Below are 24,950 nucleotides of genomic sequence, written 5' to 3'. Positions count from 1 at the left end.
TTCACCTCCTCCCTGCATAAACTCCAAAAAAAGAAGGTTGGATTGACTCTATTTGGTCAATCCATTCTATCCTTATGCAGAAAGTTGTGCTATAATGTATGTCAGACACGTTTGAGAGGAAGATTTTACGATGATATGCAGCAATATCCTGGAAGCAGTCGGCCACACGCCGATAGTACGCTTGAACCGTATGGTTCCCGCAGACTGCGCCGAGGTGCTTGTCAAATTCGAGGGCTTAAACGTCGGCGGATCCATCAAAACGCGCACGGCACTCAATATGGTCGAGGACGCTGAGCAGCGCGGCTTAATCGGACCGGATACCATTATTGTAGAACCCACCAGCGGCAATCAGGGCATTGGCCTTGCGCTTTGCGGTGCAGTGAAGGGCTACAAGGTTAAAATTATTATGCCGGATTCGGTCTCCGAAGAGCGCCGCAAGCTGGTACAGCATTATGGCGCTGAAGTAATTTTGGTACATGATGCCGGCAATATCGGCGATTGTATTGCAGAATGTCAACGAATTGCAGACGAAATGGCTAAAAATGACCCAAAGGTCTTTGTTCCTGGACAGTTCGACAATCCGGCCAATCCCGCTGTTCACCGTCATCACACCGCCACGGAAATTCTCGAACAGGTTGGCGGCCCAATCGACGGCTTCTGCTCCGGTTTTGGCACCGGCGGCACGATAAGCGGCATTGGCGAAGTGCTCAAGGCACAAAATCCCCAGTTGGAAATCTGGGCAGTCGAGCCGGAAAACGCAGCTATCCTCTCGGGCGGCTCGATTGGCACCCATTTGCAGATGGGTATTGGAGACGGTATTATCCCGAACAACCTAAACACGAAGATTTACGATCATCTTTACATCGTCACCGATGACGAGGCTATCCAGACCGCCAAAGATCTGGCGCGCTTGGAAGGACTCATGTGCGGTATCTCGAGCGGTACCAATGTTGCGGCAGCCATCCAGCTTGCCAAAAAACTCGGTTCTGGCAAAACCGTTGTCACCATTCTGCCCGATACAGCCGAGCGCTACTTCTCCACACCGTTGTTTCAGGATTGATTTTGTTTTGCTCATACGACAAAAAAGGCTTCGCAGCATTCTCCGGCGTTTCATAGGGACAATTTGTGAACCTACCCAAATAAGTTAATATTTGTTCCTGTGGAGGGAGGCTGTGTTTTAGCACAGCCTCCCTTTTCTGTTCATGCGACCTCAACGGGTACCTGCTCAGCCACAGCCTCGGCCATGCTCTGAGGCAGTTCATCCACCAGACCGATGTCACGGTAGTAGATGCGTACCTCCTGCGGTGCTGTGCGGGAGTATTTCTCCGCACGCTCTCCGACCTCTACCCGCTTGATGAAGATGCGCAGGATCTCAGAGGTCAGCTCCGGAATCTCACTGTACCGTTTGGCGTTCTCGATGAACCGGGCGATGTCGGAGCTGGAGTCTTTCAGTTCCTGAAGCCGTGCTTCCATAGAAGGAAGCTGCTCCTGGATATCTTTCTGTTCGGTGGTGTACTCCCGAGACAGGATGCGGTACTGCTCGTCCGGGATACGGCCAAGGACGCTGTCCTCGTAGAGTCGCTTGAACAGCTTCGAAAGCTCGGTCTGGCGCTTCTGCATGGTGTCGATCTTCTTCTGGAGCACCGTGATTTCCTGCTGCGCCTCCTTGCCCTGCTTCTTGCGGATGTGTTCTGCGAATCGTAATTCGTTCTGACGGGCGAAATGTGTGACACGGCGGATGTCATCCAGAAGGATGGCATTGAGCTCCTGCTCCCGAATGTAGTGAGCTGTGCAGGCGTCCTTACCTTTCTTCTTATAGACGGAACACATGAAGTTGTTCTTTACCGCATCCATGGTATGCGCCCGGTGCAGTACCAGCGTGCCACCGCAGTCCATGCAGTAAATCAATCCAGAGAAGATATTCTGCTCCTCCATTTTTGCCGGACGCCGCTTGTGTTTGCGAATCTCCTGTACGATCTCCCAAGTCTGCTGCGTAATAAGTGCTTCATGGGTGTTCTCGAAGCGGAGCTGCTCAGATTCCGGACGCTCGATACGCTTCTTGTTCTTGAAGGACAGCGTGGTGGACTTCAGGTTGATAGTGTGGCCCAGATAAGTCTCATCTTCCAGAATTCCGGCAATCGTTTTGCTGGACCAATTATAGGGTTCGGTAATATTGGTGTTGGTCAGCTCTACGCTATTCTTCTGGTAGTAGTGATAACCGGGCGTGGGGATCTTGTCCTTCTTGAGCTGCTTTGCAATCTGGGAAGGTCCTTTTCCGGAAAGACAGAGGTCGAAGATATACCGTACCACCGGAGCTGTTTCCGGGTCAGGTACCATGTGTCGCTTGGGGTCTGCCGGGTCTTTCATATACCCATAGCGTGGACGGGAGGAAACTCTGGCGCCAGTTTCGGCTTTGAGCCGAACTACGGAGCGGCCTTTCTTGCTGCAGTCCTTGGCATAGAATTCATTCATGAGATTCCGGAAGGGTGTGAAGTCGTTGGTAGACTCGTACAGGCTGTCCACGCCATCATTGACGGCGATGAAGCGTACACCGTAGCTGGGGAAGATGAGTTCGGTGTACTGACCCACCTGAAGGTACTCACGGCCCAGCCGGGACATGTCCTTCACGATGAGGGTTTCCACCTGACCGTTTTCCATCATCTCCATGACCTGCTGCCAGCCGGGGCGGTTGAAGTTAGTCCCGGAGTAGCCATCGTCATACAGGAATAGGGTATTGGTGAAGCCTTTCTCAGCAGCGTATTTCTCCAGCAGAAGTTTCTGATTCTGGATGCTGTTGGAGTCATCCGTCTTGTTTGCTTTCTGTGTATCCTCCTGACTCAGCCGGCCATAGAGGATGGTGTATTTTTCGTTGCTTGCCATTGTTACTCCTTTCCGGGCAAGCCGATACGGTATCAACAAACATACCGCATCTCCTGCCCAAAGTCTATTCTTAAATCGAGCCTTTTTCCAAATCGCTGTCGATGATTTGGAGCATTTGCTCCGTAGGTGTTCTCGCTTTCTCAGCGTTGGAGAGGATGGAACGAATGAGGAATCTTCTCTCACCCACGATCATTTCACGGTGCAGTTCCAACCCTTTGTCCGTATACCAATACGAAGTGTCACGGAAAATGGGCGTGACCGTATTCTCATCACGGCGGGCAACAACGCGCTCAGGGATATAGCCGCCAAGGATTCCAGTATCTCGATAGATCTCGTATTCGCTTTTCATAAAGATCCTTTCCCCCAAAATCAATTTGGGCAATAAAAATAGCAGACCGTTACATGGTCTGCTGCTGTGCTTGTTCTGCCTGCTGATCTTCGGACCACTGCTGTTCTGTAGCTGGTTGCTCATCCTGCGTGAGCACCATGGCTACGCCAGCCACCAGTCCGATGACCGCGCCGATATTTTTGGATTCCTGTTCTGCCTGGATACGGCGGTAACGTTCCTCGGCATCTTCGTTACCATCTTCCAATAACGCTCCGGTTGCCGCCAGACCATACAGTCCAGCGTAGAGCGGCTTCATAGAAACAGGTTGCGGATATTGCTGACCACTGTCGCTGTGCCATACCCCATCCCCAGCAGCGCGCCCACGATGAGCAGCACCAGCACGATCCATTTGGCCACTACGATCAGGTCGAAGTCCGGAAGCCAGTCCAGCCATTTGCAGGTACGCTTTTCTTTCTTCTTCCCAGCCTGTTCCAGCAGAGTGGTCATCTCCGTCAACGATTTCTGGATCTCCGCCATGCTGTTCTGTACTGCTGTCAGATCCGTGTGGGATCTCAGGTTCGGAAGATACTCCCGCATCCCACGCACTTCCCACCCGATGGATTCTGTTTTCTGTGTCAGCATCGTCAGAGCCTCCGGCAGCGGACACTGAATGACGATGGGTGTGATCGGTGAACTCGACTCCTGCGCTGTCGGCTGCGGTGAAGGCTCGGGCCGGTTCAGGGCCATGAGCTCGTCCATAGATAATTTCTTCTCTGATCCTGAATTCATATTCCATGTTCTCCTTCAAGTATTTGTCACCGAACAGCAGGCGGTCACGGCACTGCCAACCGCTGGGTGTAGTGTAGGTGATATTCTTTCGGGACTTTTCCCAGCGAACCTTGTAGCCCTCGCTCTCCATCAGAGCAATAAATTCCTCGCGGTTGGAAGCGTGGCGCATACAGTCGTTGATGATATTCATGAGCTGCAGCTTCTTGCTCTGACCGCGGGCCGCCGTGTGATACTCTCCGATGGTCATAGCCTTTGTTTTCTGCTTTCGTTTCCTGGGTTGAAACACAGGGAGAGAAAACTCCGCACAGACCTGATCGTTGCGCTGCCGCAGTTCCTGCAGCTGTTCTTTGGCGATGTGCAGTTTCCGTCCGGTATCGAAGTTGACCGAGTTGATGATGAAGTGGGAATGGATGTGGTCACGGTCTGTGTGGGTGCAGACCAGAACTTCGTATCCCTCATAGTACTCCGCCAGCTTCAGCGCAGCCGTGTGAGCGGTGACCGGGTCGACTGCTTCGCCTTTCGGGAAGCTCTGTACCATGTGGTAGAACAGCACACCGTCCGTTTTGTGGTAAAGCCGCTTGGTGGTCATGAAATCCGCATAGACAGATTCCGGCTGACAGTTGATGCCTGTGACCAACCGCCGCCCCTCGAACTCGGTCTTTTTATCCCGCATGGTATACCGCATCACGGCCCCCATGCATCCGCCGCTCTGTCCCCGCTTGTAGTTGGTGAAGCTGATGATCGCCATAGTCACCACCGCTTTCGTTCCAGGATCATTCGGACGGCGTCGCAGAGTTCAGAGAACGCTCGACATACGCTTTCCAAATCGATCACAGCCACTCGCCCCATGTGCGCCAGGGTGACGAGCTGGTTCAGATTTCTGCCGATGGACTTCAGCTCCTTCAGCACTTCTTTCAGGTCGTCGATGACCACCACCTGCTTTCCCAGGCAGCAGGCAGTTACATAGTCGCTCATAGACATTCCGGATTTTGCTGCCAGTGCTTTGATTTTCGTGCGGTTTTCAGAAGTCATCCGAGTGCTGAATTTAATATCTTTTTTCATGTCGTTTCCTCCCAATCGTAGATGAAGTGGGTCCGGGCTTCTGCCCGGAATTCATGCGGGAGTCGGGCAGCGGCGTTGCCGTAGACCAGACAAACGCGATGCTGGCCACCTCCAAGGAGGTGATTCTTCCCTCTGCCGTAACCCTCCGCAAAAACGGGCCACAAACGGGCTTTCGTACTGCTGTGGGCGTTTACTCCACCTCGCCGGGAAAGACCCGCAAATCGCCTCCTGTGGCCTCAGCAGGGTCGCAAGTGCCGCTTTCTCCGGCACCGGGAATATCGACACTATCGGCACGGCGCAGCTCGATGAGCCGCTTGCCATTGCTCCTTCTGACAGAGGCGGAAATACCAGTTTTTCTTAGAGCGTCAACGCTTTGCAGAACCAGTCGGGATACTTTCTTCGGTGTGATCTTCTCGACACCGGCAGGGTCGATTTGTTGTGAGAGTTCGGTGGGAGTGCCGATAAAATCTGTTCTCTGTTTCATAAATTCAGAGAGAAGAAATGTGACGCGGCTCTCCAACTTCATCGGCCGCGCCTCCTTGCTGTCGCTGACTACCTCCCAGATATTTTCCTCGCTGCGTTTCAGTTCGATCTCCCGATACTCGATGTCCCGCCCGATGCAGTGCAGCACAGCCTGTCCGCTGCCGCGCTTGCTCTCCACCAGTGTGAAGCTGGAATCCACCGCGCCGCTGATAGCAGTCGTACCGGAGATGCGGCTGAATACATCATCGGCAGGTTCCTTTCGCAGATGATGGATCAGCAGGATAGCGATGCCGTGGGTATCCGCAATTCGTTTCAGAGCAGAGAGGTCGCGGTAGTCGTTGGCGTAGGTGTTGTCGTAGTTGGTGCCGCGGATCATCTGCAGCGTGTCGATGATAACCAGCACAGTGTTGGGATGTTCGGTGAGGAAGGTGCAGAGCTGCTCCTCCAGACCCTTGCCCAGGATGTCACTCTGGGTAGTGAAGTGGACATTTCCGGGAGCGTCCTCCGTGATCTCAAACAGTCGGTTTTGAATACGGAGAGTGGAGTCCTCCAGGCAGAGGTAGAGGGTGGTACCCTGTTTGACGGTCATCCCCCAGACGGATTCTCCCTTTGCCACCATGACGGACAGCCACAGCGCCAGCCAGGACTTGCCTACCTTTGGTGAGCCAGCGAGGATGTGCAGTCCCTGGGACAGCAGCGTATCCACCACGAAGTTCAGCGGCGTAAGTGGAAGGCTCATCAGGCTCTCTCCGTCAATGGTTTGCAGTCGTTTGCTTTTGTTCATTGGATCGTCTCCTTGTAAAAAAGATAAGGACAGAGACCACGCGGCCACCGTAGCTCTTGTCCTTTCACTTGATTATTCTGTGGATTTTGATATAATGAGATTGTCGCAAGACAGCATTAGAGAAGATATGGGACAGGAGGACGAAAAAATGCCGCTGGGAATACAGCAGAACAACAGCTTCGTTCAAACCACGCTCGATATCTGGAATGACAAAGTCTTTTATCAGGAGCAGGAATTTCCCGCCGGACACTTCGCTGCGTCCATTCTAAATATTTCAGATGATGAATTGCGGGAGCTCATCCAGAGCGGTGGTGCGCCTACTTTTCTCCTCCCTGTGGTGGTACAAGGTAGTGAACAGGAGGCCGCTCAGGTTTTTCCTCTGCTTCGTGAACGTATCATGTATCTGGCGGAACTGATTTGGCGGTATCCACCTTTCTGTTACAACGACCATGGGCAAGAACTGGCACAAATCAATTTCCTATTTGATGAAAGTGCCCTCCCCAAAATACGAGTCCCGCATTCAGAGTTTCAGCAAGAATTCCTGATGTTCTGCGCGGCCATCACGCGAATCCCTGTCGCCATTTTACATTTTGTTACAGTAGGCAAATTTTTTGAGCTGGATTACTTACGGCGGTTGAAAAAACGGAATGAGACTTTCTTTGCCATCGCCTCACACGACTGTTTCAACAGTGAGCAATTCTGGAAAGAAATGCAGGAGCTGCAGAGCTGGGACATGGAACAGTTTTCTGTTCATCCAGAACTGACATCCAGTTATGTGTTTGCCCGCAGTCCGAAGAACGAAAAAGAAATGGTGTTTGTTAACCGGGTGTCCTTCCTGCGGCTCGTGGATTTCTATACCTTTGACCTGATGAATGGACTGCATCACGGCCATGCTCCCAGCCAATGCCGGGGCTGCGGGAAATACTTCTTGACCACCAACGGTCATATGCCGAAATACTGTGACGGCATCGCACCCCAGGACAGCCGCATGACCTGCCGGCAGTACGGAGCTATGATGCGGCAGAAGGAACAGAACAAACAGCATCCCATCTACCGCCTGTTCTCGACCCGCACCAATACCATACGCAAACATCACCAGAGAGGAAAAATCTCCGATGAGCTGCGCCGGGAGGCGCTGTATGTAGCGGAGTGTTATCGGGACAAGGCTCTGATGGACAATGATTATGCCGCCAACGGCTATGAGAAGGACATGGAACAGGAACATGTCTATGCGGAAGCCAGAAAACGCTTGAAGTAAGAAAGGGGGCGGTCCCATGTCAAAGAATATGTATAACATTGCCGGGGACTGCCCCAGCAATGAAGATCTGGTTCTGCGGATACAGGCCGGAGATAGAAAGGCTGCGGATCTGCTTATCTCACAGAACGAAGGGTACCTTACAGAACTGGCTTTGAAGAATACTGAGTGGTGTGAGATAGAAGATTTGAAACAGGAGGGTGCCATGGCGCTTCTGGAGGCGGCGAAGCAGTTTGATCTTTCCTATGGGACGAAGCTGCTGACCTACGCAACGCCAGCCATGGAATCGGCCATGATGGATTATGGCACCCACGGGGCGCTGACGATCAGCATCCCGCCCAGCCGGTACCACCAGCTTCGCAGGGTAGCCTATGTCTGTGCCGAGGCGCAGGACGAATCCGAGCCTGCGCTCATTGATGCTGTCTGCAAACAATTAGAGGTATCCCCAAAGGTGGCGGCGGAGCTGCTGAAGGAATATCGAACCGTGTTCAACATCTGGCTGCTGGGAGACCGGGTGAATTACATCAGCTACGGTGGAGATCCGGCCAAGGACTATGACCGCTATATGCGCCGGGTGCTTCTGCTCCAGCTGATGGAAGATGTGCTGAAGCCCAGGGAACGAAATCTGGTGCGTTACTATCTCGGCATTGGCCAGCCGGACGAGGAAGGGATGACCTTTCAGGAACTGGCCATTCGACTTAATTACAATGGTCCCAGTGGTGCGGAGAAAGCATATAAGAGCGCGCTTCGCAAATTGAAGAAGGAACTCTACTCCGGTTCCTATGGACAGTGGCGCTCCATGCAGAAAGCCATTAACAAGGCCAGAGCGGAAGCGGAGGCTGACCATGGCTACTATGTGCCGCCACAGACTACATGGATTGATGAGAAGGATCTGGCGGAGCAGTTTATCTGTGAGGTCGTTACGCTGGCGCGTGTCCATAAGATATTCAGTGACGCATTGGAGAACAAAGAAAAATAGCAGTATGGTACCGGACATCAGCCTGATACCGTACTGCTATTCGCTTATTTTGGATCTCTCTTCCCAGACATAGAAAGAGCGCCCAATCTCTTCGCCGTACAGCGAGAGACTGAGCGCTCTTTTTCATATTGATTCAGCTCCATGGAGAGTTGCCATGCCAGCTCAAATCCAGAGATAAAGCTGTCAATGGATGTGTCCTCCACGATGCGGTCTTTGGCATCGATGATCTGCAGCACCAGCCGCCGTTCCGGTTTCTCCAACGCTTCAATGAGGGCTTGGTGGCATTCCTCGATTTCCTGCTTCTGCGCCGGGAGCTCCGGTGGGGTGTAGAAGCAGTCATACAGGTCTTTGAGCAGCTTGTTCATATGTTGCACCTCCTGGTAGCAACACACAATAGCACAGAAGAAATGAAATAGCCAGCTCCAAAATTTCCTTTGGTTCGGAAAGGTCAATACATAGAAAGAAGTTCTTCCAATGTAATCTCAATTCCAACCTGCTGGAGCAGATCCTTTCTTTGGTCGTAAAGCTTTTTCACGATCTCTGCAGCATCTTTGCCGTAGTGGATACGGTTGTGACAAGTGCTGCACAAAGAAATAACATTTTCTTCAATATCGAGAGACACATCAAAGCTGTCCGAAAATGCGAGTGGGACCAGATGATGCGGCTCAGTATAGGGTTTGTTATTGCTTCTGCGAACAAATGTCCCATGACTGGCATCAACTTCACAAGCATGATTTGCATGTACAAGTGCGTTTACTGCAACCGCTCGATCTCTGGGATAGGCCTTTTGCTTGTCCTTGCTTACAGGGGACCGCTTGGCTTTAGGTTTTCCAGAATAAGCAAACGTATCCGGATACTCTTCTTCAGCTATTTCATAATTGTAACAAACAAAATCTTCAATTGCTTCATTCTGTTGGCGGTCAACTCCGGGTGCAACGACAGCATTTTTTTGGCGAATCTGGCCAGTGTTTGTGATATCACCAATTTGTCTGGCGATTGCAGGCAGTATTTTCACCGCATTTCTGCGTTGTGCCTCTGAGCAATGAATTTGATCGATCCAGTCTGGCAAATCTGCAATGTGCAAAATCCTCTGAAGTTCTTCATCGGAATCAGTCTCTGCCTCTAATGCAAGTGCCAGTCTATCTCTGCTTAAGTTAGGTCGCGCTTTTACTAAATTTAACAACACCTGATAGGGATGAGAGACGCTATTTATGGATGTATTCGTAGTTGGAAGCGCAATATCCCGCATAGCATTGCGCCACAGATGCTGTACAACAGGGTCTTTGACATCGCCGCCTGCGTCCAGTATGTTTTGCCCCATTTTTGTGATTCCGTGAGCATCAACGAAATGAGCGAGTTCAAAGAAACGCCGAATGTCTCTTGCCGCAGTACGGGCCCCTTGATTTTGCGGTGTTTTCTGCTTTTCCGACTCTATTCTGGCAGCAATAGCGGAAGGAGAGTCGTCCCTTTGATTCCTGAATTTGTACACAAGTGCGGAGGCCATAGCGTATCCAAGAACTTCATCGTCAGATGTGTCAGCCCCTGCAATTAGCAAATCTTGGTATACTCTCAGCGCTGCAATTAATTTGGGGATATCATTAATTTGGTGCGGAAAATTTTTCATAAACTCACTCCCAATTTAGCAAAATTCATTTTTATTTTAACGTGTTTCCCCAAAAATCACAATATGGCGCGGGGAAAAGTCAAAATTAAATAGTGTTGACAAGTGTTGACAATATTTGAAACCCGATTATAATGTATTTGGAGGTGGTCCAATGAATTCGACAGAATGTCTTACGAGCAAGCAAGCCGCTGAAATGCTGGGCATTAGTATATCTACATTGTATCGCATGACTGAATCCGGTATCCTCAGTCCCTTCCGCACGCCAGGTGGACAGCGGCGATACAATAAAGAGCTACTTGAAAAGTATATAGAAGATAGCAAAAATATAATTGCACCACAAAATCCTCACCTGCAAAAACAAGCCGCAGAGGTCGTTCCTCAAGAATACGCTGAAGAACGAAAGCCTGTTGATCCAAGAAACAAACTTAACGATCTTCCGGGAAAAGAGTGGATTCAAGAAACAAAAAGCTATATGTTCCAAAAAGGATTGGGGGCAAATCATCCAGAAGCTCGGATCGAACGTCAACATCCGGCACCATTTTCTTTTCAGGATATTGGCCGACTAATTAGCTTCTTTACCAAGGCGGGGCAAACTGTTTTGGATCCATTTGGTGGTGTAGGATCAACGATAAAGGCTTGTGCTTTGCAAGGGCGAAAAGGTGTTCAAATAGAACTTAGTGAAAAATGGCACTCTCTTGCAATTCAGCGCATATCTACAGAAATTACACCTGAAGAAGTACCAAATCATCGGTTTATCTTAGGTGATAGCATTCAGGAACTGCCCCGTTTTGATTCAGAAAGTGTTGATTTTGTTGTGACAAGTCCTCCGTATTGGTCAATACTGAACAAGAAACTTGATCATAAAACAAAAACACGTGCAGAGCAATCACTTGCTACACATTATTCGGATAGCGAAAAAGATTTAGGAAATATTTGTGATTACGAAGAGTTCCTTTCAATATTGGTTAAAAATGTGTTTTGTGAATGCGGACGTATCCTAAAGCGCGATAAATATATCTGCATAGTCGTTTCGGATTTTCGAAACAATTCCGAATTTGTTAGTTTTCATAGTGATTTAATAAGTCGCTTGAATCATCATGAACTGACTGATGGTTTTGAATTTCAATTACAAGGCACAAAAGTCTTGCTGCAAAACCATAAGAGTCTCTTGCCTTATGGGTATCCGTTTACATATGTGGAGAATATTCACCATCAATACATTCTTATTTTCAGAAAAGTAAAACAGAAACAGGGAAAATAAAATGCAATGGAACAAAGTCTATCATGGCGACTGTGACAAGATACTCCCCCAGCTTGAAAACGAAGGAATTGTTTTCGATTTAATTCTTACAGATCCGCCTTATAACCTGAATAAAGATTTTGGTAACGCAACTGATCAACTAAGCTTGGAAGAGTTTCTATCAACAACCAGAGTTCGTTTATCCATTTGCCGCAATCTTTTGAGCAATAACGGGAGCATTATCTGGTTTGGAATTCATCATTATATTGGTTATATCCAGGTGATGATGTATGAATTGGGTTTGTACTATCGCCGAATGAATATTTGGCATTATGAAAATGGTTTTTCACGCTCAAAGAAATCACCAGCAACACAATATGAGCCGTTTTTGTGGTTTTCGAAATCGAACGCACATTGGGTCTATAACGCTGACGATGTTCGCGTCCCCTATAAGAGTAGTAGCAGGCTCAAAACCCCGGTGTATTATTCCGGGAAAGATGGGGCTCGCAAAGCTTGGCAACCAAATCCAAACGGTTCTCTAAGAGGCGACATATGGTCTTTTCCCACGCTGGCAGGCAAACGGTTTGCTAAAGAAAAAACAGATCACCCGACACAAAAACCAGAAGCCTTAATTACGGAATTGATAAAAGCATATTGCCCCAAAAATGCAGAAGGGAAATATGAGGGAACAATTCTTGATCCATTTCACGGTTCAGGGACTTTAGGCGTTTGTTGTGAAAAACTCAATAGACAAGGACACAACATTAAGTGGATTGGAATTGAGTTGGAAGAAAAATGGTGTAATATAGCAAATCAAAGGTTGTCATCTGTCTTAAATCCTGATTGAAACTTATGTTAAACAGGTATTGCAATTATCCGATTTGCACAAACAAAGCCACACAAGAGTTGCAAACTCTTGTGTGGCTTTTGTTCCGTACCGGTAGTGCCCCTCGGTTCACTTCATGTCCCTATGGGACGGAGCACTTCGCTCCGAAGCCTTTTTCTTATGCTTTCCCATCAATGCTTCTGCATTGCTAAAAACTTTTCTTTGATATGTGCCGCTGCCGCGCAAGGGTCCTCGGCTTTCATCACAGCGGAAACCACCGCAATGCCCGCAATTGGGCTGTTTGCCAACACCTCCATATTGTCCGCATTCAAACCGCCAATCGCAACCACCGGAATGGGTACGGCACGGCAAATTTCATCCAGCGTGGAAACCGGCGTGAGCTTAGTCGTGACATGCGTAGTAGTCGGATAAATCGCACCCGTACCAAGATAATCCGCACCATCCGCATAGGCCGCCTGCGCAGCTTCCACGGTTTTCGCGGTCGCACCGACGATTTTATCCGCCCCCAACAGCTTGCGGCATACGGCCACCGGCAGATCGCTTGCGCCGACATGCACCCCAGCGGCATCACAGGCAATGGCCACATCCACGCGGTCATCGATAATAAGGGGCACATTCCAGCGGTCAGTGACTGTCTTAACCTGCTGCGCAAGCGTCAGATAATCCCGTCCGCCTGTGTCCTTTTCACGCAGCTGGATCAGCGTTGCACCGCCCGCACAGGCCCGGTCAACCGCGTGCAGCAAAGTCTCTGTGGTATGGTATGTGCTGTCCGTAATAACATATAACGTGGGATCAAATTGCATACTCGTTCTCCTTTAAATTGTGATAGTCAACAGACCTTCCCCTTTTTCCAGCGCGCCAAGCATTTGTCCATCCGCTGCGAAAGCCGCGCTATGACCGATGAAGCAGGCTTGCGAATATTGGTCGACACCAAGCACGGGTATACTGTTTTCGATTGCACGCGCGCAAAGCAGCGTGCGCCAATGCAGCACCTTATTGGCGCCGTCCGCCCAGCCCGCAGGGACCAATAGCACCTCCGCTCCGGCCTGTTTTTGCGCAGCGGCCAACGCCGGGAAGCGTAATTCATAGCAAGTAATCAGCCCCAGCCGACCGACTGGTGTATCCACCGGCTGAAAAGGGCGTTCTCCTGCCCGACATTCGTCGGACTCCCGATAGCCGAAGGCATCATACAGCCGCTGCTTGCGGTGTACACCGCGCAGTGTGCCGTCCGCAGCCATGACGACAACCGTATTGTACGGTAGGTTGTCCGTCCGTTCATACATGCCTGCAGTGATCCACAGGCCGTACCGCCGGGCCATCTGCGACAGCGCGGAAACAAACGGGCCATCCAGCGTCTCCGCCGCCTGAACATTGCGTGACCGCCTGTTCATTTTTGCATAAAACATGCTGTATTCCGGCAAAAACAGCATAGATACGCCAAATTCCTTCGCTTTCTGTGCATAGTCTTGTATCCTGCGCAGGTTATCCAGCTTGTCCTCACAGGCGCCAAACTGCGCCAACGAAACGGTTACTCCCGCCATCCCTTGCACACATCTACCCAAGCCTTATACCCGGAGAACTTCTCCAGCTCCGGAATCGTCAACTCGATTGCGGAATTGGCGGACCCACAGGCGGGAAACACGGTCTCAAAGCGATGAAGGGATTCATCCAGAAACACCGTCACACCCTCCTTGATACCAAAGGGACAGACTCCGCCAACCGCATGGCCGATTTCCGGCTCGACCTCTTCAAAGGCAAGCATTTTCGCCTTACAGCCAAAACGGGCCTTATATTTTGGATTGTCAATTTTGGTATCGCCCGCAGCAACAATCAAAATGACGCCGTCCCCGGTGCGAAAGGACAGCGTTTTCGCAATGCGTGCGGGCGCGCAGCCAACCGCCTGCGCTGCCAGCTCGACCGTAGCCGAGGAGGTATCAAATTCCTGCACACGTTCCGCCGCGCCAAATTGCCGCAGCCAATTCTTTGCTTTTTCAATGGACATCTTTATTTTCCTCCGCTCTGTTCGTCAATTGCATCAACTACACTTTCGCATAAACGACGCAAATAAGAAGCAATTTCACTGAGCGCAAGACACAGCATCAGCCGTCCGTTGGGATCGTCCGAATCATAAGGCAGGAACGCATCCAGCATCGGCGGAACGCTTTGGCGGATCTTCATTTTATCCTCCAGCAGATGCGCATAGCAGGCCTCAAAGTCCACATCATCGCGTCCGGTCAGCGCCTTCACATCGCTCAACCGCAGATTTTGCTTCAAATGATACACGCAAAGCAGCTGCATAATTTGCTGCCGGGTATATTTTTTGCCGCGAACCGGGGTCATGAGCCCCTCTTTTACATAGTTATTCACCATTGTTTTGGTCAGCAGCTTATCTGACGGATTCCGCTTATCCGCAGACAGGTGCTGATCGAACAGCGACAAAACCTGATCCATATATAAATCAAGCCGCGGCACATCCGCGGGCATAATGTCCTGATCCGAAAAAACCCGTTCAATGACATTGCTAAAATCAGGCATGATATTCACCTCATTTCCTCCTCATTATAATCCTTCCAGAACCGGCATGCAAGGGGTGGAAAAGTGGACAGCATTGAAAAAAACTGGTATAATGCTTTGGAAAGGGCAGGAGGATACGATGGGAATAGTGCTTATCAAAAGAGTTGCGGCGATTATCACTCTCTTTTCTATGGTGTCTTTGTCTACGCTGGGAACAGCCGGCGCTGCATCAGCCAACAACAGCTTAACTATTTTAATGTATCATGATTTAACAAACGATCCGGGACAGACCAACAGCATGACCATCACAGCGGATCGTTTCCGGCTGGATATGGAGTTCCTACAGGAGTTCGGTTTTACGCCGCTGTTGCCGGCAGAACTGGTTGCAATCACACAGAGTAAGCAACAACTGCCGGCAAAACCCGTTATGATCACCTTCGATGACGGCTATCACTCCAATTACGAATATGCCTATCCGGTTTTGCAAAGCACCGGCATGAAAGCAACCATCTCCGTGATAGGCCACAACATTCATTTAGCAACCACGACCGATGCACCGTCTAATTCTCTGACTTGGGAAGAGATTGCGGAAATGGTTTCCAGTGGTGTTGTGGAAATCGGATCGCATACTTATAATCTGCATAATCCACAGTACGACGGCTACAACGCACCGAACGGTATCAATGGTGTGATGCGTTTATCCGGCGAATCAGCAAAAGCCTATCGCCTGCGTGTGGGCAGCGACCTACAAACCAGTATTCAGTTGATAACACAGCATACCGGACAGCAGAAAGTGCTTTATTTCTCCTATCCCTTTGGCGCGTATGACAGTTGGATGCAGCCGCTTTTGAACGAAAATGGCATATTGGTCAGCACACTGACCAAGACAGGCAAAGCCAATCCTGCGGCTTCTCTCCACCAGATGCCCCGCTATCGCATCACCATGCAGCAGTCGGTTTCCTCCCTGCTTCGCCAAACATCTGTCGCTATCCCTGCGATTGCCAATGTGTCGGTCAACGGCAACACCACCATACTGCCAGCGTATCAAATTGATGGCAACAACTATGTGCGTGTGCGTGATGTCGCAATGCTGCTCAAGGATACGCAAAGCAGCTTTGACGTACAGTGGAACCAAAATGTAAAACAAGTGGAACTTAAGTCTTTTTCCCCCTATACGCCAACCGGAAAGGAAAATAAACCGATGTCCGGCGAAAGGCGCACCGTGCAGTCTCTGACCGATCCAACCTTTGCTGATGGCTCGCTGCATATGGTTGCCGCGTATAATATTGATGGCCACACCTACTATAAACTCAGAAGTTTGGGCGATTTGTGCGGCTTTCTGGTCGCTTGGGACGGCATCTCCCAAACCGTTATGGTGACCGCATAAATCGTATCGTATCAATACACCTGCAATCTTGCAGGTGTATTTTTTTGCCTTCAGGACACAATAACTACACAAAAAACTGTTGCATTCCCTCTCATATATATAGTATTATATTAAATATAAAGTAGTTATTAAAACTATATTAATACAAGGAGGAGTCTATATGCCGCGTGTTTTCCTCAAGGCACGGGAGCCATTTTCCAGCTATTCGCACTTTATCGGGGCGGTACTAAGCGGAATAGGACTACTGGCCATGTTGTTCCGTATGCTGACTACCGATACGGCCAACGGTCAGATAGCGACTTCGGTTATCGTTTTTTGTCTTTCACTTATCGGACTATATTCTGCCAGCAGTGCTTATCACTACTCCTGCCGGGATGAACAAACCCTGCGCCGTCTCAAAAAACTTGACCACAGCATGATTTACGTGCTGATTGCAGGCAGCTATACCCCTATTGTGCTTTGCTACATGCGTCCGTCACATAATTATATTTTCCTCGCTTTTATCTGGTTGGTTGCCACAGCAGGCATCGCCGTAAAACTTATCTGGATTGATGCGCCGCGTTTTTTAGGTACTGCCCTGTATCTGGTACTGGGTTGGGCAATCGTAGTGGATTTTGACGTTGTCCTCTCCATGCCTGCTCCTGCCATCACTCTGCTGGCCGCAGGCGGTATCCTCTATACGATTGGCGGCGTAATCTACATCGCCAAGTATCCAAATCCTACCGCGCTGTTCGGATTTCATGAAATCTTTCATTTGTTCGTTATTGCAGGCAGCGTATGCCACTATTTGATGGTTTTTCTCTATGTTTTATAAGGTAATATTGTAGTATTTTCCGTAAAATACTTGACAAGTGCACAGATTATATATATACTCTAATTAATATCTTATACTATTAGAGAGTAGGTGACAGCATGCAGACCCGAAATACGGTGCAACGTCAAATCGTTTTGCAGACCGTTCTGCACATGCACGATCATCCCACTGCGGATACCGTGTATGCTGCCGTCGCGGCGGAGCATCCTTCCATCAGCAAGGCTACTGTATACCGCAATCTGAACCAGTTGGCTTCACAAGGGGAAATTCGCCGTGTAGCTATGCCGAACGGTGCCGATCGGTTTGATTTCAACACCAGCGAGCATTATCATGTGCGCTGTGAGAAATGCGGTGCGGTATTTGATGTGCATATGCCGCACATCCTTAATCTGATTGATCAGGTTGAGGATGCTTCCGGCGTGGAAGTGCAGCGATATGACATTCTGTTCGAGGGCATTTGCCAAGATTGTCGGACAGAAGCAGTGTGATTTCCGACAGCGAAATCTGTCTGAAAAATACTAAAATGTGAGGAGTATGTGATTATGGCAAATTTGAAGGGAAGCAAGACGGAAGCAAACCTCCAGACCGCATTTGCGGGAGAATCCATGGCGCGCAATAAGTATACCTATTACGCCTCCAAGGCCAAGAAGGACGGCTATGTGCAGATCTCCAAGATCTTTGAGGAGACGGCGAATAACGAAAAGGAACACGCGAAAATCTGGTTCAAACTGCTGGAAGGCATCGGCAGCACGATGGAAAACCTCAAGGCAGCGGCAGCCGGTGAAAATTACGAGTGGACGGATATGTACGCGACCTTTGCCAAGGAAGCACATGAAGAGGGCTTCGAGGACATCGCATTCCTCTTCGAGAAGGTCGGCGCAATTGAGAAGGAGCATGAGGCCCGTTACCTCAAACTGCTGGCCAATGTGGAAGGCAATCTGGTCTTCTCTCGCGACGGCGACTGCATCTGGCAGTGCTCCAACTGCGGCCACATCGTTGTCGGCAAGCAGGCCCCCGAAGTATGCCCGGTATGCGCACATCCGCAGGCTTACTTCGAGATGAAGGCCGAAAACTATTGATCCATTCTATCTCCACTCTAAAAAAGGCTTCGGAACTTTCGCTCCCCCCTCACAGGGGTAACAAGTGATTCCTGGGATACCCCGGCAGGTCATCGTGTTTACGATGCCTGCCGGGGCTTCTCTGTGTCCTGGGTTTGCTGGGGTTCCGGCGCTTCCAGTGCTTCTTCCACATCCTGCTGACCACTGCCGACATAGCCAATGCCGTTGTAGTAAATCTCCACGGTCTGAGGCGCGTGCTTACTGTGATTTTCCCGATGAGCATTGGACGCGGATCCGTACCAACAATGTAATTGAACGGCTGAACCGGGAGATCCGCCGCAGGACCCGTGTGGTGGGAACTTTTCCGGACGGCAATTCTGCCCTCATGCTGGTCTGTGCCCGGCTGCGCCATGTGGCCGGCACCCAGTGGGGCAACAAGAAATACATGAATATGAAGCACTTGGAGGCGGCTCTGGAAGACGTCTCTATTGCCGGCTGACCTCATTCAGCCAGAATCTGCAAACATTTTTGCGCATAATTCTTGACAGCACCCGCTGACCTTATGGGGCATGAAAGTATTGAAACCACCCGCATTTATCTCCGCAAAACATCAACCGAGCAACGGGCTATCGTCGATGAGGTCATAGACTGGTAAAAAGAAACCAGGCATACGCACGGCTATGGCGTATGCCTGGTTGTTACATTTTATCTATTATGGCAAATGCACGGACAAGATTTGCAACAATCCGTAATTGCTCATTCGCCGGAGGAAGTGGAAGTAGCATCTTTGCGAGTGTCTGCCCATTACAGTTCGGCTGTGCAGTTGCGGTCGTCCCGCTCTTTAACTGTTGCCAATATAGCGGAGACTCCATAAAAAACTTCAAGTATTGCGGGCAAAGAAGCGAACTATAGCGAGTACGAATCAAGTATCCAGCATAAATGGATTCACACGGTACTTCGCTAACAAGAAACGATTTTCCTACCGTTCCGCCGGTTCGTGCAAACAGAATATCATTGGGTTGAAGCAGATATGTAGGAATATCAGAATCTTCGATATCACAAAACGGGACAGAACTCCATGCAACAGTATTTTCGTGGATATCGCTTATACGAACCATTCTGATGCGCCCTTCCTGCTTTGCTGGTGCATTGTACCCGTATTGGATGGATTCTGCGATTGATCCCCACCGCACCCATGCCCACGATTCCGGTATCTCAAAGGGCAGTTCGTCGTCGATACAGCGCTCCACGCCGTCCAACTTCTCATAATGAGAACTTTACAAAGTAGCCAGAGCAAGAAGCGTATTCAGTTTTTGGACAATTCTCTTCTGCTCATTTAGTGGCGGAATTGGAATAAGCAAACCTTTCAGGGATGCCAAACCGACAGTTTTTTGTGCTGTACCAGTTGCGGCCCTTCTGCACTGCTCGTAAACGAGCGGTGATGACAACCAGAGCTTCATAAAGTCAGGAGATAGACAACTGAACTTTATTAGGGCTATATGTCGTTGAAAACAGAACTTTCTCTCAGTTTGTACTGGAATAACTATGCCGTAAGAACCTGTCACAGTAAACAGAAGGTCGCCGCATTGGGGAATGCGAATTTCTGCCAAAGAATCAAAATATTCTTTTGGGACATAACGGGTATCTGAGAAATCGACTCTCCCATCAGATACATTTGAAATTACCAAGAAAGGAATTCCGTCCTGCACCTGCGGTGGAGGCTGGTGATCTCCATCGGCAATGCTTACGCATGCGGAGGAAAGTCTCGCCCAAGTCCAGTTCTCCGGTATCTCAAACGGCAGTGCATCATCGATGCAGACCTCATCTGGATCACGCTTTTCATAATGAGAATTATCCCGTCTGAAAATGACAGATTCGTGCTTGTCCTTTTTGATTTTGCCTTCCTTGATGAGCCGATGCTTCTCCGCCCGGATACGCTCCAGCAGAGCCTCTGCAGGCTCGTCGGATGGGTCTTGCGGTACCAGCTTGCCCTGGACTGCCTCTTGCAGGATGGACTTTTTTAGGGCTTCTGGGAAAGAATCCTGTAGTTTTTGGAGAGCTGTTGCCTTAATTGCGTAATTCTCAATGACCAGTTCAGCTTCTTGGATACAAGCTACAATTCTTTCTTGCTCGGCAAGCGGCGGGACGGGAAGCAGTATCGTTCCCAGCTTGTCTCCTGAGATGTGAACGATTATGTCGCCGGTTGCTAAAGCTACTTTGCGGGCGATTATATACGGCGAAGCCATAATGTATGAAAGAAAAAGCGGGTTCATGCCATGCTGAGTCCAAAAAGCAAGGTCGCCGCTTGCGGCAATTGGCTCTGTTCCTAAATACGCTACAGCTTTAGCTATATCCGGCTTATTCTCGCCGGTAAGAGTCATGAGCACATCGCCATACGAAAAATGCTTACATTTCTCGTAGAGATCAGGGGCAATAAATGAAACAGCTGAAGTGAACGATGTCTGATAGGTTGTATAGAGCTCACCGTAGCGGACGCACGGGAGACCCTGTTGAACTGTTTCGTTCCGCTTTATGCCGCTACCGCGCACAATCTCTCCCAAGGAGCGAATACGCACCCACTCCCACGAATCGGGGATGTCAAACGGTACCTCATCCGCCAGCGACCGCACTTCATCGCCGATTTTCTCATAAGGAGTATTATCGGCACCTTTGAAAATGACGGAGGGGTTCTTTTCACGCTTGATTTTCTTTTCTTTGATGAGCCGCTCCTTCTCCGTGCGGATGCGTTCCAGCAGAACGCTGGCGGGCTCGTCATTCGGGTCCTGCGGCACGAGCTTGCCTTGAACAGCCATCTGGAGAATTGAGTTTTTCAGTTGCTGCGCAGTCATTCGTCGCCCTCCTCCGTAATGTCGATGCCAAGGATGTCGGTGATCTGGGCAAGGATGCGGTCGATGTCAGCGTTCAAGCTGGCCCGCTTTTCCTGGTACTGCTGAATCAGTTCTTTTGGCGGCAGGATCTCCTCCTCTTCGTGAGGATAGCCGCAAAGGTCAATGTTATAGCTCCGTGCTTTCAGTTCCTCGACGGTGTACTTCTTCGCCTTGTCGAAGCCGTCGATAGTAATCTCCTCACGGTTGTCCCACCACTCAACAGTCGGGGCGAAGTGCTCCAGCTTCATGGGCTTCGTTTTGGAGAAGTTCTTGTATCCCTCCGGCATATCCAGACGATAGAACCAGGTCTCCGTCGTGGGATGCGTCCGGTCGAAGAAAAGGATGTTTGTTGTGATAGAGGTGTACGGCGCAAACACGCTGTGCGGCATACGGATGACCGTATGGAGATTGAACTCGGACAGCAGCTTTTCCTTGATTGCCATTTTTGCGTTATCCGTGCCGAACAGGAAGCCGTCCGGCAGAATAATGGCGCACCGGCCGTTCTGCTTCAGCCGATACATGATGACAGACATAAAGAGGTCTGCGGTTTCGCTGCTACGAAGGTCAGCCGAGAAATTCTGTTTCACGCCCTCTTTTTCGTTGCCGCCATAAGGAGGATTCATCAGAATGACATCGAAGCGGTCGCTCTCCTTGTACTCACGCACATTCTTTTCCAAACTGTTGCCGTGGATGATGCGAGGATTGTCGATGTCGTGGAGCAGCATATTTGTGGCGCACAGAAGGAATGGCAGCGCCTTCTTTTCGATACCGTAGATGGAGTTGCTGTAAACCGTTCTGTCCTCGACAGTCTGCACCTGGGCGTCCAGCACCTTCAGCGCAGAGGTAAGGAAGCCGCCTGTACCGCAGGCGAAGTCCGCAATGGACTCGCCGAGCTTCGGCTTGATCATCTGCACCATGAAGTCCGTGACCGCACGGGGCGTGTAGAATTCACCGGAGTTACCGGCGCTCTGCAAACTGCGGAGAATCGTTTCGTAGATCTCGCCGAAGGCGTGACGGTCCTCGTACTCTTCAAAGTCAATCTCGTCAATGACATTGATAACCTGGCGGAGCAGGATGCCGTCCTTCATGTAGTTATTGTTGTCCTCGAAGGCGGTGCGGACGATGATCTGGCTCATGGGTGTATTCTCATCGATTGCGATGGCCTTGAGGGTCGGGAACAGCTTTCCGTTCACGAAGTCCAGAAGCGCATCGCCGGTGAGAGCCTTGCCATCCTTGTGGTCTACGGCCCAATTGCGCCAGCGCAGCTCCTCAGGGATGATGGAGGTGTAATTCTCGTCGTAAAACTCCCATATCTCTTCCTTGGCGTCATACACCTTCAGAAAGAGAATCCAAACCATCTGCTCGATACGCTGGGCATCGCCGTTGATGCCTGCGTCATTGCGCATGATGTCCTGCAGTCGTTTTACCAGGTTATTTAAACTCATAGCTTATATCTCCTTACGCAGCGTAGATTTCCTTCTGCAAATCACGGATGGCTTGAATGTATCCGTTTTTGCCGCCGAACAGCTTTGCAATCTTCATGGGGGTGCCGAATTTGCGGAACGGGTCATTGGACAGGATTTCGAGGTTCTCGATGTCCTGAATGCCCTCGTTCATGTATTTGTCCAACAGCGCACTCAGAACTTCCTGTGCCAAGCCGGAATACTTGTAGAGGTATCCACGCTTGCGGACATTGTTTGCCCGCTCTGCCTTCGTCAGCGGTGCCTTGTCGTAGGCAATGTGGCAGATTAGGTCAAAATCGTCGATGTCCTTATTGCCTGATGCCTCGCGCAGCGCCTCTAGCAGAACGCCACGCTCCTGGAGTTCATCAATAATTGCCTGTTTCTTCTCCTCGGAGTTCCAGGCACGGAGGAACGAATCCAGGGTGGCATACTCACCGAGAATGTTCTTCTTGGAGTAATCCGTCACGCTTTCCGTGATGAGCTTACCGTCCTTGTCGTAGTATTGGACTCGCTCGTTCAAAATCGTGACCTCGACACCACGCACCCGGTATTTATGCTTCTTTTCAGGCGGATCGTCGGTGTCCCCGCAGGGACCGGGAGTCGGGGCGGGCGGCTTCGGCGGATCGATGGTCGGCTCTTCGCCGGGATCATCGTCATCATCAATGATAGAGATCGGGTCTCCATCGAATTCCGGGTCTGCGAAAAGTCGGCAGGCGTTGCGGAAATCCATAATGGTGAAATACTCTTTGCCATAATCGGGCTTGAGTCGTGTACCACGACCGATGATCTGTTTGAACTCGGTCATGGAGTTTATGTTGTTGTCCAAAACGATGAGCCGGCATGTTTTGCAGTCCACGCCAGTTGTCATCAGTTTGGAAGTCGTAACGATCACGGGATATTTGCTATCCTCTGCGATGAAGTAGTCGAGCTGCGCCTTGCCCTCGGCGTTGTCGCCGGTAATGCGCATGACATACTTGGCGTTCTCCGCCACAAGGTCGCTGTTCTCATTCACGAGCGCCTGCCGCATACGCTCTGCATGGTCTATATCCACACAGAATACGATGGTCTTGGCAAAGCGGTCGTTCTCCTCCAAAAAGCGAGTAATACGTTTTGCAACGGCATTGGTACGCTCATCAATGATGAGGTTCTTGTCGTAGTCCTTGGTATTGTACTCACGGTCATCAATCTCATAGCCGTAGATATCCCGCTGTCCCGCTGTGGGACGCCAGCCTTCCAGATCTTTGTCCAGACCGACACGGAGAACTTTGTACGGCGCAAGGAAACCGTCGTCGATACCTTGCTTCAGACTGTATGTATAGATGGGTTCGCCGAAGTAAGAGATATTGGATACCTCTTTCGTTTCCTTCGGCGTAGCCGTCATGCCGATCTGGGTGGCGCTGTGGAAGTATTCGAGTATTCTGCGCCAGCGGGAATCCTCCTTGGCACTGCCACGGTGACACTCATCGATGACAATAAGGTCGAAGAAATCCGGCTGGAATGCACGGAACGGCTCTTCATTCTCATCACCGGCCAACTGCTGATAAAGGGACAGATACAACTCATAGGAGCTGTCCAGCTTTTTGCCCTCGATTTTCGTCATGACCTTTGCAAAAGGCTTGAAGTCCTGTTGCATGGTCTGGTCGACAAGAATGTTGCGGTCAGCAAGGAACAGGATCTTTTTCTTTCGGCCGGATTTCCAAAGGCGATGAATAATCTGGAACGCAGTATAAGTCTTGCCAGTGCCGGTCGCCATAACGAGGAGAATGCGGTCTTGCCCACGGGCAACCGCATCAACGGTGCGGTTGATGGCGATGCGCTGATAGTAGCGAGGGGTCTTATCACCCAGCTGGAAATAGTACGGCTCGGTAATAAGTTGTTCCTGCTCCGGCGTGAAATGCTCGTCGCCGATGTGCCGCTGCCAGAGATCATGCGGCGAGGGAAACTGCTCCAACATCAATTCACGCTCTTTGCCGGATTTCATATCGTGTTCCAAGAAACCGTCGCCATTTGAGCTGTACACAAACGGGATGTCCAGCACCTCGGCATATTCGATGGCCTGTTGCATTCCGGCTCCGACACTGTGTCTGTTATCCTTTGCCTCGACGATAGCCAAAGGAATATTGGGCTTGTAGTAAAGCAGATAGTCTGTGCGCTTTCTCTTTCCCCTGGCTGTGACATTTCCGCGGACGATGACACGACCGTCCGTGAAGTTGTACTCCATTTTAATTTGCTTAAGTTTATCCCAGCCTGCGCTCTCAATCGCTGGAGTAATATACTGTAACTTGATATCTTCCTCAGTCATCTCGTGTTTCGTCATAAGTTCGCTCACAGTGCCCCTCCTTTCAACTTCCGATAAGGTGCAATTATGAGAAGTTCCTTTTATACACATAGATTGTACCAGAATGCAGCCTCGTTTTCAACGAAAAGCCACTGACCCTGAATAATGAACCGCTACCCGTCAAGAGGACAGTGAAAAAGTATAAAGTTTTCCCGGCCGGCAGCCTGTAGGTTGCTGGCCGCTTTTTATGCAGTGAGGCATAACTGGTGCTTCTCCA

Annotated in this window: 25 protein-coding genes and 1 pseudogene; 10 read left to right on the top strand and 16 right to left on the bottom strand. The window is 50.1% G+C overall.

Annotated features, from left to right (window positions below):
* Positions 1-130 precede the first annotated feature (130 nt).
* On the top strand, positions 131-1,060 hold the full coding sequence (gene cysK / locus ACTQ3V_RS08210) for a cysteine synthase A (protein ID WP_441467092.1): 930 nt from the start codon (positions 131-133) through the stop codon (positions 1,058-1,060).
* Positions 1,061-1,200: 140 nt separating this feature from the next.
* Here cysK and ACTQ3V_RS08205 read toward each other — a convergent pair whose 3' ends face one another.
* From ACTQ3V_RS08205 to ACTQ3V_RS08185, 5 genes are all read right to left on the bottom strand, one after another.
* A complete protein-coding gene (locus tag ACTQ3V_RS08205) occupies positions 1,201-2,880 on the bottom strand; it encodes a recombinase family protein (RefSeq protein WP_235255316.1) in 1,680 nt (559 codons plus the stop codon).
* A gap of 70 nt (positions 2,881-2,950) precedes the next feature.
* Complete coding sequence (locus ACTQ3V_RS08200; protein WP_235255319.1) at positions 2,951-3,229, bottom strand: hypothetical protein; 279 nt, start codon at positions 3,227-3,229, stop codon at positions 2,951-2,953.
* 49 nt (positions 3,230-3,278) lie between these two features.
* Positions 3,279-4,745, bottom strand: a complete 1,467-nt coding sequence (locus tag ACTQ3V_RS08195; RefSeq protein ID WP_235255320.1) for a relaxase/mobilization nuclease domain-containing protein — start codon at positions 4,743-4,745, stop codon at positions 3,279-3,281.
* Between the two features lie 2 nt (positions 4,746-4,747).
* The gene (locus tag ACTQ3V_RS08190; RefSeq protein ID WP_235255322.1) at positions 4,748-5,059 is read right to left on the bottom strand and encodes a plasmid mobilization protein; all 312 of its coding nucleotides are present in this window, start codon (positions 5,057-5,059) and stop codon (positions 4,748-4,750) included.
* A gap of 190 nt (positions 5,060-5,249) precedes the next feature.
* A complete protein-coding gene (locus ACTQ3V_RS08185) occupies positions 5,250-6,326 on the bottom strand; it encodes an AAA family ATPase (protein WP_235255324.1) in 1,077 nt (358 codons plus the stop codon).
* 148 nt (positions 6,327-6,474) lie between these two features.
* Between ACTQ3V_RS08185 and ACTQ3V_RS08180 the strand changes: the two genes are divergently transcribed.
* Together ACTQ3V_RS08180 and ACTQ3V_RS08175 are read left to right on the top strand one after the other, a co-directional pair.
* The gene (locus tag ACTQ3V_RS08180; protein WP_441467091.1) at positions 6,475-7,584 is read left to right on the top strand and encodes a DUF6076 domain-containing protein; all 1,110 of its coding nucleotides are present in this window, start codon (positions 6,475-6,477) and stop codon (positions 7,582-7,584) included.
* A gap of 16 nt (positions 7,585-7,600) precedes the next feature.
* The gene (locus tag ACTQ3V_RS08175; RefSeq protein ID WP_235255328.1) at positions 7,601-8,560 is read left to right on the top strand and encodes a sigma-70 family RNA polymerase sigma factor; all 960 of its coding nucleotides are present in this window, start codon (positions 7,601-7,603) and stop codon (positions 8,558-8,560) included.
* A gap of 44 nt (positions 8,561-8,604) precedes the next feature.
* On the opposite strand, the gene ACTQ3V_RS08170 is transcribed toward ACTQ3V_RS08175, so the two are convergent.
* On the bottom strand, positions 8,605-8,925 hold the full coding sequence (locus ACTQ3V_RS08170) for a DUF6809 family protein (RefSeq protein WP_235255330.1): 321 nt from the start codon (positions 8,923-8,925) through the stop codon (positions 8,605-8,607).
* A gap of 83 nt (positions 8,926-9,008) precedes the next feature.
* The gene (locus tag ACTQ3V_RS08165) at positions 9,009-10,184 is read right to left on the bottom strand and encodes an HNH endonuclease (protein WP_235255331.1); all 1,176 of its coding nucleotides are present in this window, start codon (positions 10,182-10,184) and stop codon (positions 9,009-9,011) included.
* Between the two features lie 151 nt (positions 10,185-10,335).
* Here ACTQ3V_RS08165 and ACTQ3V_RS08160 point away from each other — a divergent pair, with 151 nt between their 5' ends.
* Both ACTQ3V_RS08160 and ACTQ3V_RS08155 read left to right on the top strand, forming a co-directional pair.
* Entirely contained in the window at positions 10,336-11,445 is a 1,110-nt protein-coding gene (locus ACTQ3V_RS08160) for a DNA methyltransferase (RefSeq protein ID WP_235255333.1), read from the top strand.
* A 1-nt stretch (position 11,446) separates the two neighbouring features.
* Positions 11,447-12,271 carry a DNA-methyltransferase gene (locus ACTQ3V_RS08155; protein WP_235255335.1) on the top strand — a complete coding sequence of 275 codons (825 nt, stop codon included), beginning with the start codon at positions 11,447-11,449 and terminating at the stop codon, positions 12,269-12,271.
* A gap of 170 nt (positions 12,272-12,441) precedes the next feature.
* Here the strand turns inward: ACTQ3V_RS08155 and thiE are convergent, their stop codons facing one another.
* From thiE to ACTQ3V_RS08135, 4 genes are read right to left on the bottom strand one after another with little or no spacing between them, the layout of a single operon-like run.
* Positions 12,442-13,074: a thiamine phosphate synthase gene (thiE, locus tag ACTQ3V_RS08150; protein ID WP_441467090.1), complete on the bottom strand. Its 633-nt coding sequence runs from the start codon at positions 13,072-13,074 to the stop codon at positions 12,442-12,444.
* A gap of 12 nt (positions 13,075-13,086) precedes the next feature.
* Entirely contained in the window at positions 13,087-13,812 is a 726-nt protein-coding gene (locus ACTQ3V_RS08145; protein WP_441467089.1) for a nitrilase-related carbon-nitrogen hydrolase, read from the bottom strand.
* Positions 13,800-14,273, bottom strand: coding sequence for a YbaK/EbsC family protein (locus ACTQ3V_RS08140; protein WP_441467088.1), 474 nt, complete (start codon positions 14,271-14,273; stop codon positions 13,800-13,802). Before ACTQ3V_RS08140 ends, ACTQ3V_RS08145 begins: the two co-directional genes overlap by 13 nt.
* A 2-nt stretch (positions 14,274-14,275) precedes the next feature.
* Positions 14,276-14,806 carry a DUF1836 domain-containing protein gene (locus tag ACTQ3V_RS08135; RefSeq protein WP_441467087.1) on the bottom strand — a complete coding sequence of 177 codons (531 nt, stop codon included), beginning with the start codon at positions 14,804-14,806 and terminating at the stop codon, positions 14,276-14,278.
* A gap of 118 nt (positions 14,807-14,924) precedes the next feature.
* Between ACTQ3V_RS08135 and ACTQ3V_RS08130 the strand changes: the two genes are divergently transcribed.
* From ACTQ3V_RS08130 to rbr, 4 genes are all read left to right on the top strand, one after another.
* Complete coding sequence (locus tag ACTQ3V_RS08130; RefSeq protein WP_441467086.1) at positions 14,925-16,172, top strand: polysaccharide deacetylase family protein; 1,248 nt, start codon at positions 14,925-14,927, stop codon at positions 16,170-16,172.
* Between the two features lie 160 nt (positions 16,173-16,332).
* Positions 16,333-16,986, top strand: coding sequence for a PAQR family membrane homeostasis protein TrhA (trhA, locus tag ACTQ3V_RS08125; protein WP_441467085.1), 654 nt, complete (start codon positions 16,333-16,335; stop codon positions 16,984-16,986).
* Positions 16,987-17,084: 98 nt separating this feature from the next.
* Entirely contained in the window at positions 17,085-17,474 is a 390-nt protein-coding gene (locus ACTQ3V_RS08120) for a Fur family transcriptional regulator (RefSeq protein ID WP_441467084.1), read from the top strand.
* Between the two features lie 54 nt (positions 17,475-17,528).
* Positions 17,529-18,065, top strand: coding sequence for a rubrerythrin (rbr, locus tag ACTQ3V_RS08115; protein ID WP_441467083.1), 537 nt, complete (start codon positions 17,529-17,531; stop codon positions 18,063-18,065).
* A gap of 98 nt (positions 18,066-18,163) precedes the next feature.
* Here rbr and ACTQ3V_RS08110 read toward each other — a convergent pair whose 3' ends face one another.
* Complete coding sequence (locus ACTQ3V_RS08110; RefSeq protein ID WP_441467119.1) at positions 18,164-18,286, bottom strand: hypothetical protein; 123 nt, start codon at positions 18,284-18,286, stop codon at positions 18,164-18,166.
* Between the two features lie 5 nt (positions 18,287-18,291).
* On the opposite strand from ACTQ3V_RS08110, the pseudogene ACTQ3V_RS08105 reads away from it, so the two are divergent.
* Positions 18,292-18,543 (top strand): annotated as a pseudogene (locus ACTQ3V_RS08105) (transposase); the annotation flags it as partial.
* 199 nt (positions 18,544-18,742) lie between these two features.
* Here the strand turns inward: ACTQ3V_RS08105 and ACTQ3V_RS08100 are convergent.
* From ACTQ3V_RS08100 to hsdR, 4 genes are read right to left on the bottom strand one after another with little or no spacing between them, the layout of a single operon-like run.
* A complete protein-coding gene (locus ACTQ3V_RS08100) occupies positions 18,743-19,294 on the bottom strand; it encodes a restriction endonuclease subunit S (RefSeq protein ID WP_441362288.1) in 552 nt (183 codons plus the stop codon).
* A 27-nt stretch (positions 19,295-19,321) separates the two neighbouring features.
* Positions 19,322-20,893 carry a restriction endonuclease subunit S gene (locus ACTQ3V_RS08095; protein WP_441467082.1) on the bottom strand — a complete coding sequence of 524 codons (1,572 nt, stop codon included), beginning with the start codon at positions 20,891-20,893 and terminating at the stop codon, positions 19,322-19,324.
* On the bottom strand, positions 20,890-22,377 hold the full coding sequence (locus tag ACTQ3V_RS08090) for a class I SAM-dependent DNA methyltransferase (RefSeq protein ID WP_441467081.1): 1,488 nt from the start codon (positions 22,375-22,377) through the stop codon (positions 20,890-20,892). The genes ACTQ3V_RS08095 and ACTQ3V_RS08090 overlap by 4 nt, the downstream gene beginning before the upstream one ends.
* A 13-nt stretch (positions 22,378-22,390) precedes the next feature.
* On the bottom strand, positions 22,391-24,712 hold the full coding sequence (gene hsdR / locus ACTQ3V_RS08085; RefSeq protein ID WP_441467118.1) for an EcoAI/FtnUII family type I restriction enzme subunit R: 2,322 nt from the start codon (positions 24,710-24,712) through the stop codon (positions 22,391-22,393).
* Between the last annotated feature and the right edge of the window lie 238 nt (positions 24,713-24,950).

This window comes from Candidatus Agathobaculum pullicola (assembly GCF_052117205.1).
Lineage (GTDB): Bacteria > Bacillota > Clostridia > Oscillospirales > Butyricicoccaceae > Agathobaculum > Agathobaculum pullicola.
The sequence above is the reverse complement of the archived record's forward strand: the minus strand, read 5'-3'. Positions and strand labels throughout refer to the sequence as shown.

What these genes read in the sequence shown, in the direction of transcription:
- ACTQ3V_RS08190 (WP_235255322.1), bottom strand. Translation starts at nt 5,059, where the DNA reads ATGAAAAAAGATATTAAATTCAGCACTCGGATGACTTCTGAAAACCGC.
- ACTQ3V_RS08120 (WP_441467084.1), top strand. Translation starts at nt 17,085, where the DNA reads ATGCAGACCCGAAATACGGTGCAACGTCAAATCGTTTTGCAGACCGTT.
- ACTQ3V_RS08175 (WP_235255328.1), top strand. Translation starts at nt 7,601, where the DNA reads ATGTCAAAGAATATGTATAACATTGCCGGGGACTGCCCCAGCAATGAA.
- hsdR (WP_441467118.1), bottom strand. Translation starts at nt 24,712, where the DNA reads ATGACGAAACACGAGATGACTGAGGAAGATATCAAGTTACAGTATATT.
- ACTQ3V_RS08200 (WP_235255319.1), bottom strand. Translation starts at nt 3,229, where the DNA reads ATGAAAAGCGAATACGAGATCTATCGAGATACTGGAATCCTTGGCGGC.
- ACTQ3V_RS08180 (WP_441467091.1), top strand. Translation starts at nt 6,475, where the DNA reads ATGCCGCTGGGAATACAGCAGAACAACAGCTTCGTTCAAACCACGCTC.
- thiE (WP_441467090.1), bottom strand. Translation starts at nt 13,074, where the DNA reads ATGCAATTTGATCCCACGTTATATGTTATTACGGACAGCACATACCAT.
- ACTQ3V_RS08130 (WP_441467086.1), top strand. Translation starts at nt 14,925, where the DNA reads ATGGGAATAGTGCTTATCAAAAGAGTTGCGGCGATTATCACTCTCTTT.
- ACTQ3V_RS08195 (WP_235255320.1), bottom strand. Translation starts at nt 4,745, where the DNA reads ATGGCGATCATCAGCTTCACCAACTACAAGCGGGGACAGAGCGGCGGA.
- cysK (WP_441467092.1), top strand. Translation starts at nt 131, where the DNA reads ATGATATGCAGCAATATCCTGGAAGCAGTCGGCCACACGCCGATAGTA.
- rbr (WP_441467083.1), top strand. Translation starts at nt 17,529, where the DNA reads ATGGCAAATTTGAAGGGAAGCAAGACGGAAGCAAACCTCCAGACCGCA.
- ACTQ3V_RS08185 (WP_235255324.1), bottom strand. Translation starts at nt 6,326, where the DNA reads ATGAACAAAAGCAAACGACTGCAAACCATTGACGGAGAGAGCCTGATG.
- ACTQ3V_RS08170 (WP_235255330.1), bottom strand. Translation starts at nt 8,925, where the DNA reads ATGAACAAGCTGCTCAAAGACCTGTATGACTGCTTCTACACCCCACCG.
- ACTQ3V_RS08095 (WP_441467082.1), bottom strand. Translation starts at nt 20,893, where the DNA reads ATGACTGCGCAGCAACTGAAAAACTCAATTCTCCAGATGGCTGTTCAA.
- ACTQ3V_RS08165 (WP_235255331.1), bottom strand. Translation starts at nt 10,184, where the DNA reads ATGAAAAATTTTCCGCACCAAATTAATGATATCCCCAAATTAATTGCA.
- ACTQ3V_RS08090 (WP_441467081.1), bottom strand. Translation starts at nt 22,377, where the DNA reads ATGAGTTTAAATAACCTGGTAAAACGACTGCAGGACATCATGCGCAAT.
- ACTQ3V_RS08145 (WP_441467089.1), bottom strand. Translation starts at nt 13,812, where the DNA reads ATGGCGGGAGTAACCGTTTCGTTGGCGCAGTTTGGCGCCTGTGAGGAC.
- ACTQ3V_RS08140 (WP_441467088.1), bottom strand. Translation starts at nt 14,273, where the DNA reads ATGTCCATTGAAAAAGCAAAGAATTGGCTGCGGCAATTTGGCGCGGCG.
- ACTQ3V_RS08205 (WP_235255316.1), bottom strand. Translation starts at nt 2,880, where the DNA reads ATGGCAAGCAACGAAAAATACACCATCCTCTATGGCCGGCTGAGTCAG.
- ACTQ3V_RS08160 (WP_235255333.1), top strand. Translation starts at nt 10,336, where the DNA reads ATGAATTCGACAGAATGTCTTACGAGCAAGCAAGCCGCTGAAATGCTG.
- ACTQ3V_RS08155 (WP_235255335.1), top strand. Translation starts at nt 11,447, where the DNA reads ATGCAATGGAACAAAGTCTATCATGGCGACTGTGACAAGATACTCCCC.
- ACTQ3V_RS08135 (WP_441467087.1), bottom strand. Translation starts at nt 14,806, where the DNA reads ATGCCTGATTTTAGCAATGTCATTGAACGGGTTTTTTCGGATCAGGAC.
- trhA (WP_441467085.1), top strand. Translation starts at nt 16,333, where the DNA reads ATGCCGCGTGTTTTCCTCAAGGCACGGGAGCCATTTTCCAGCTATTCG.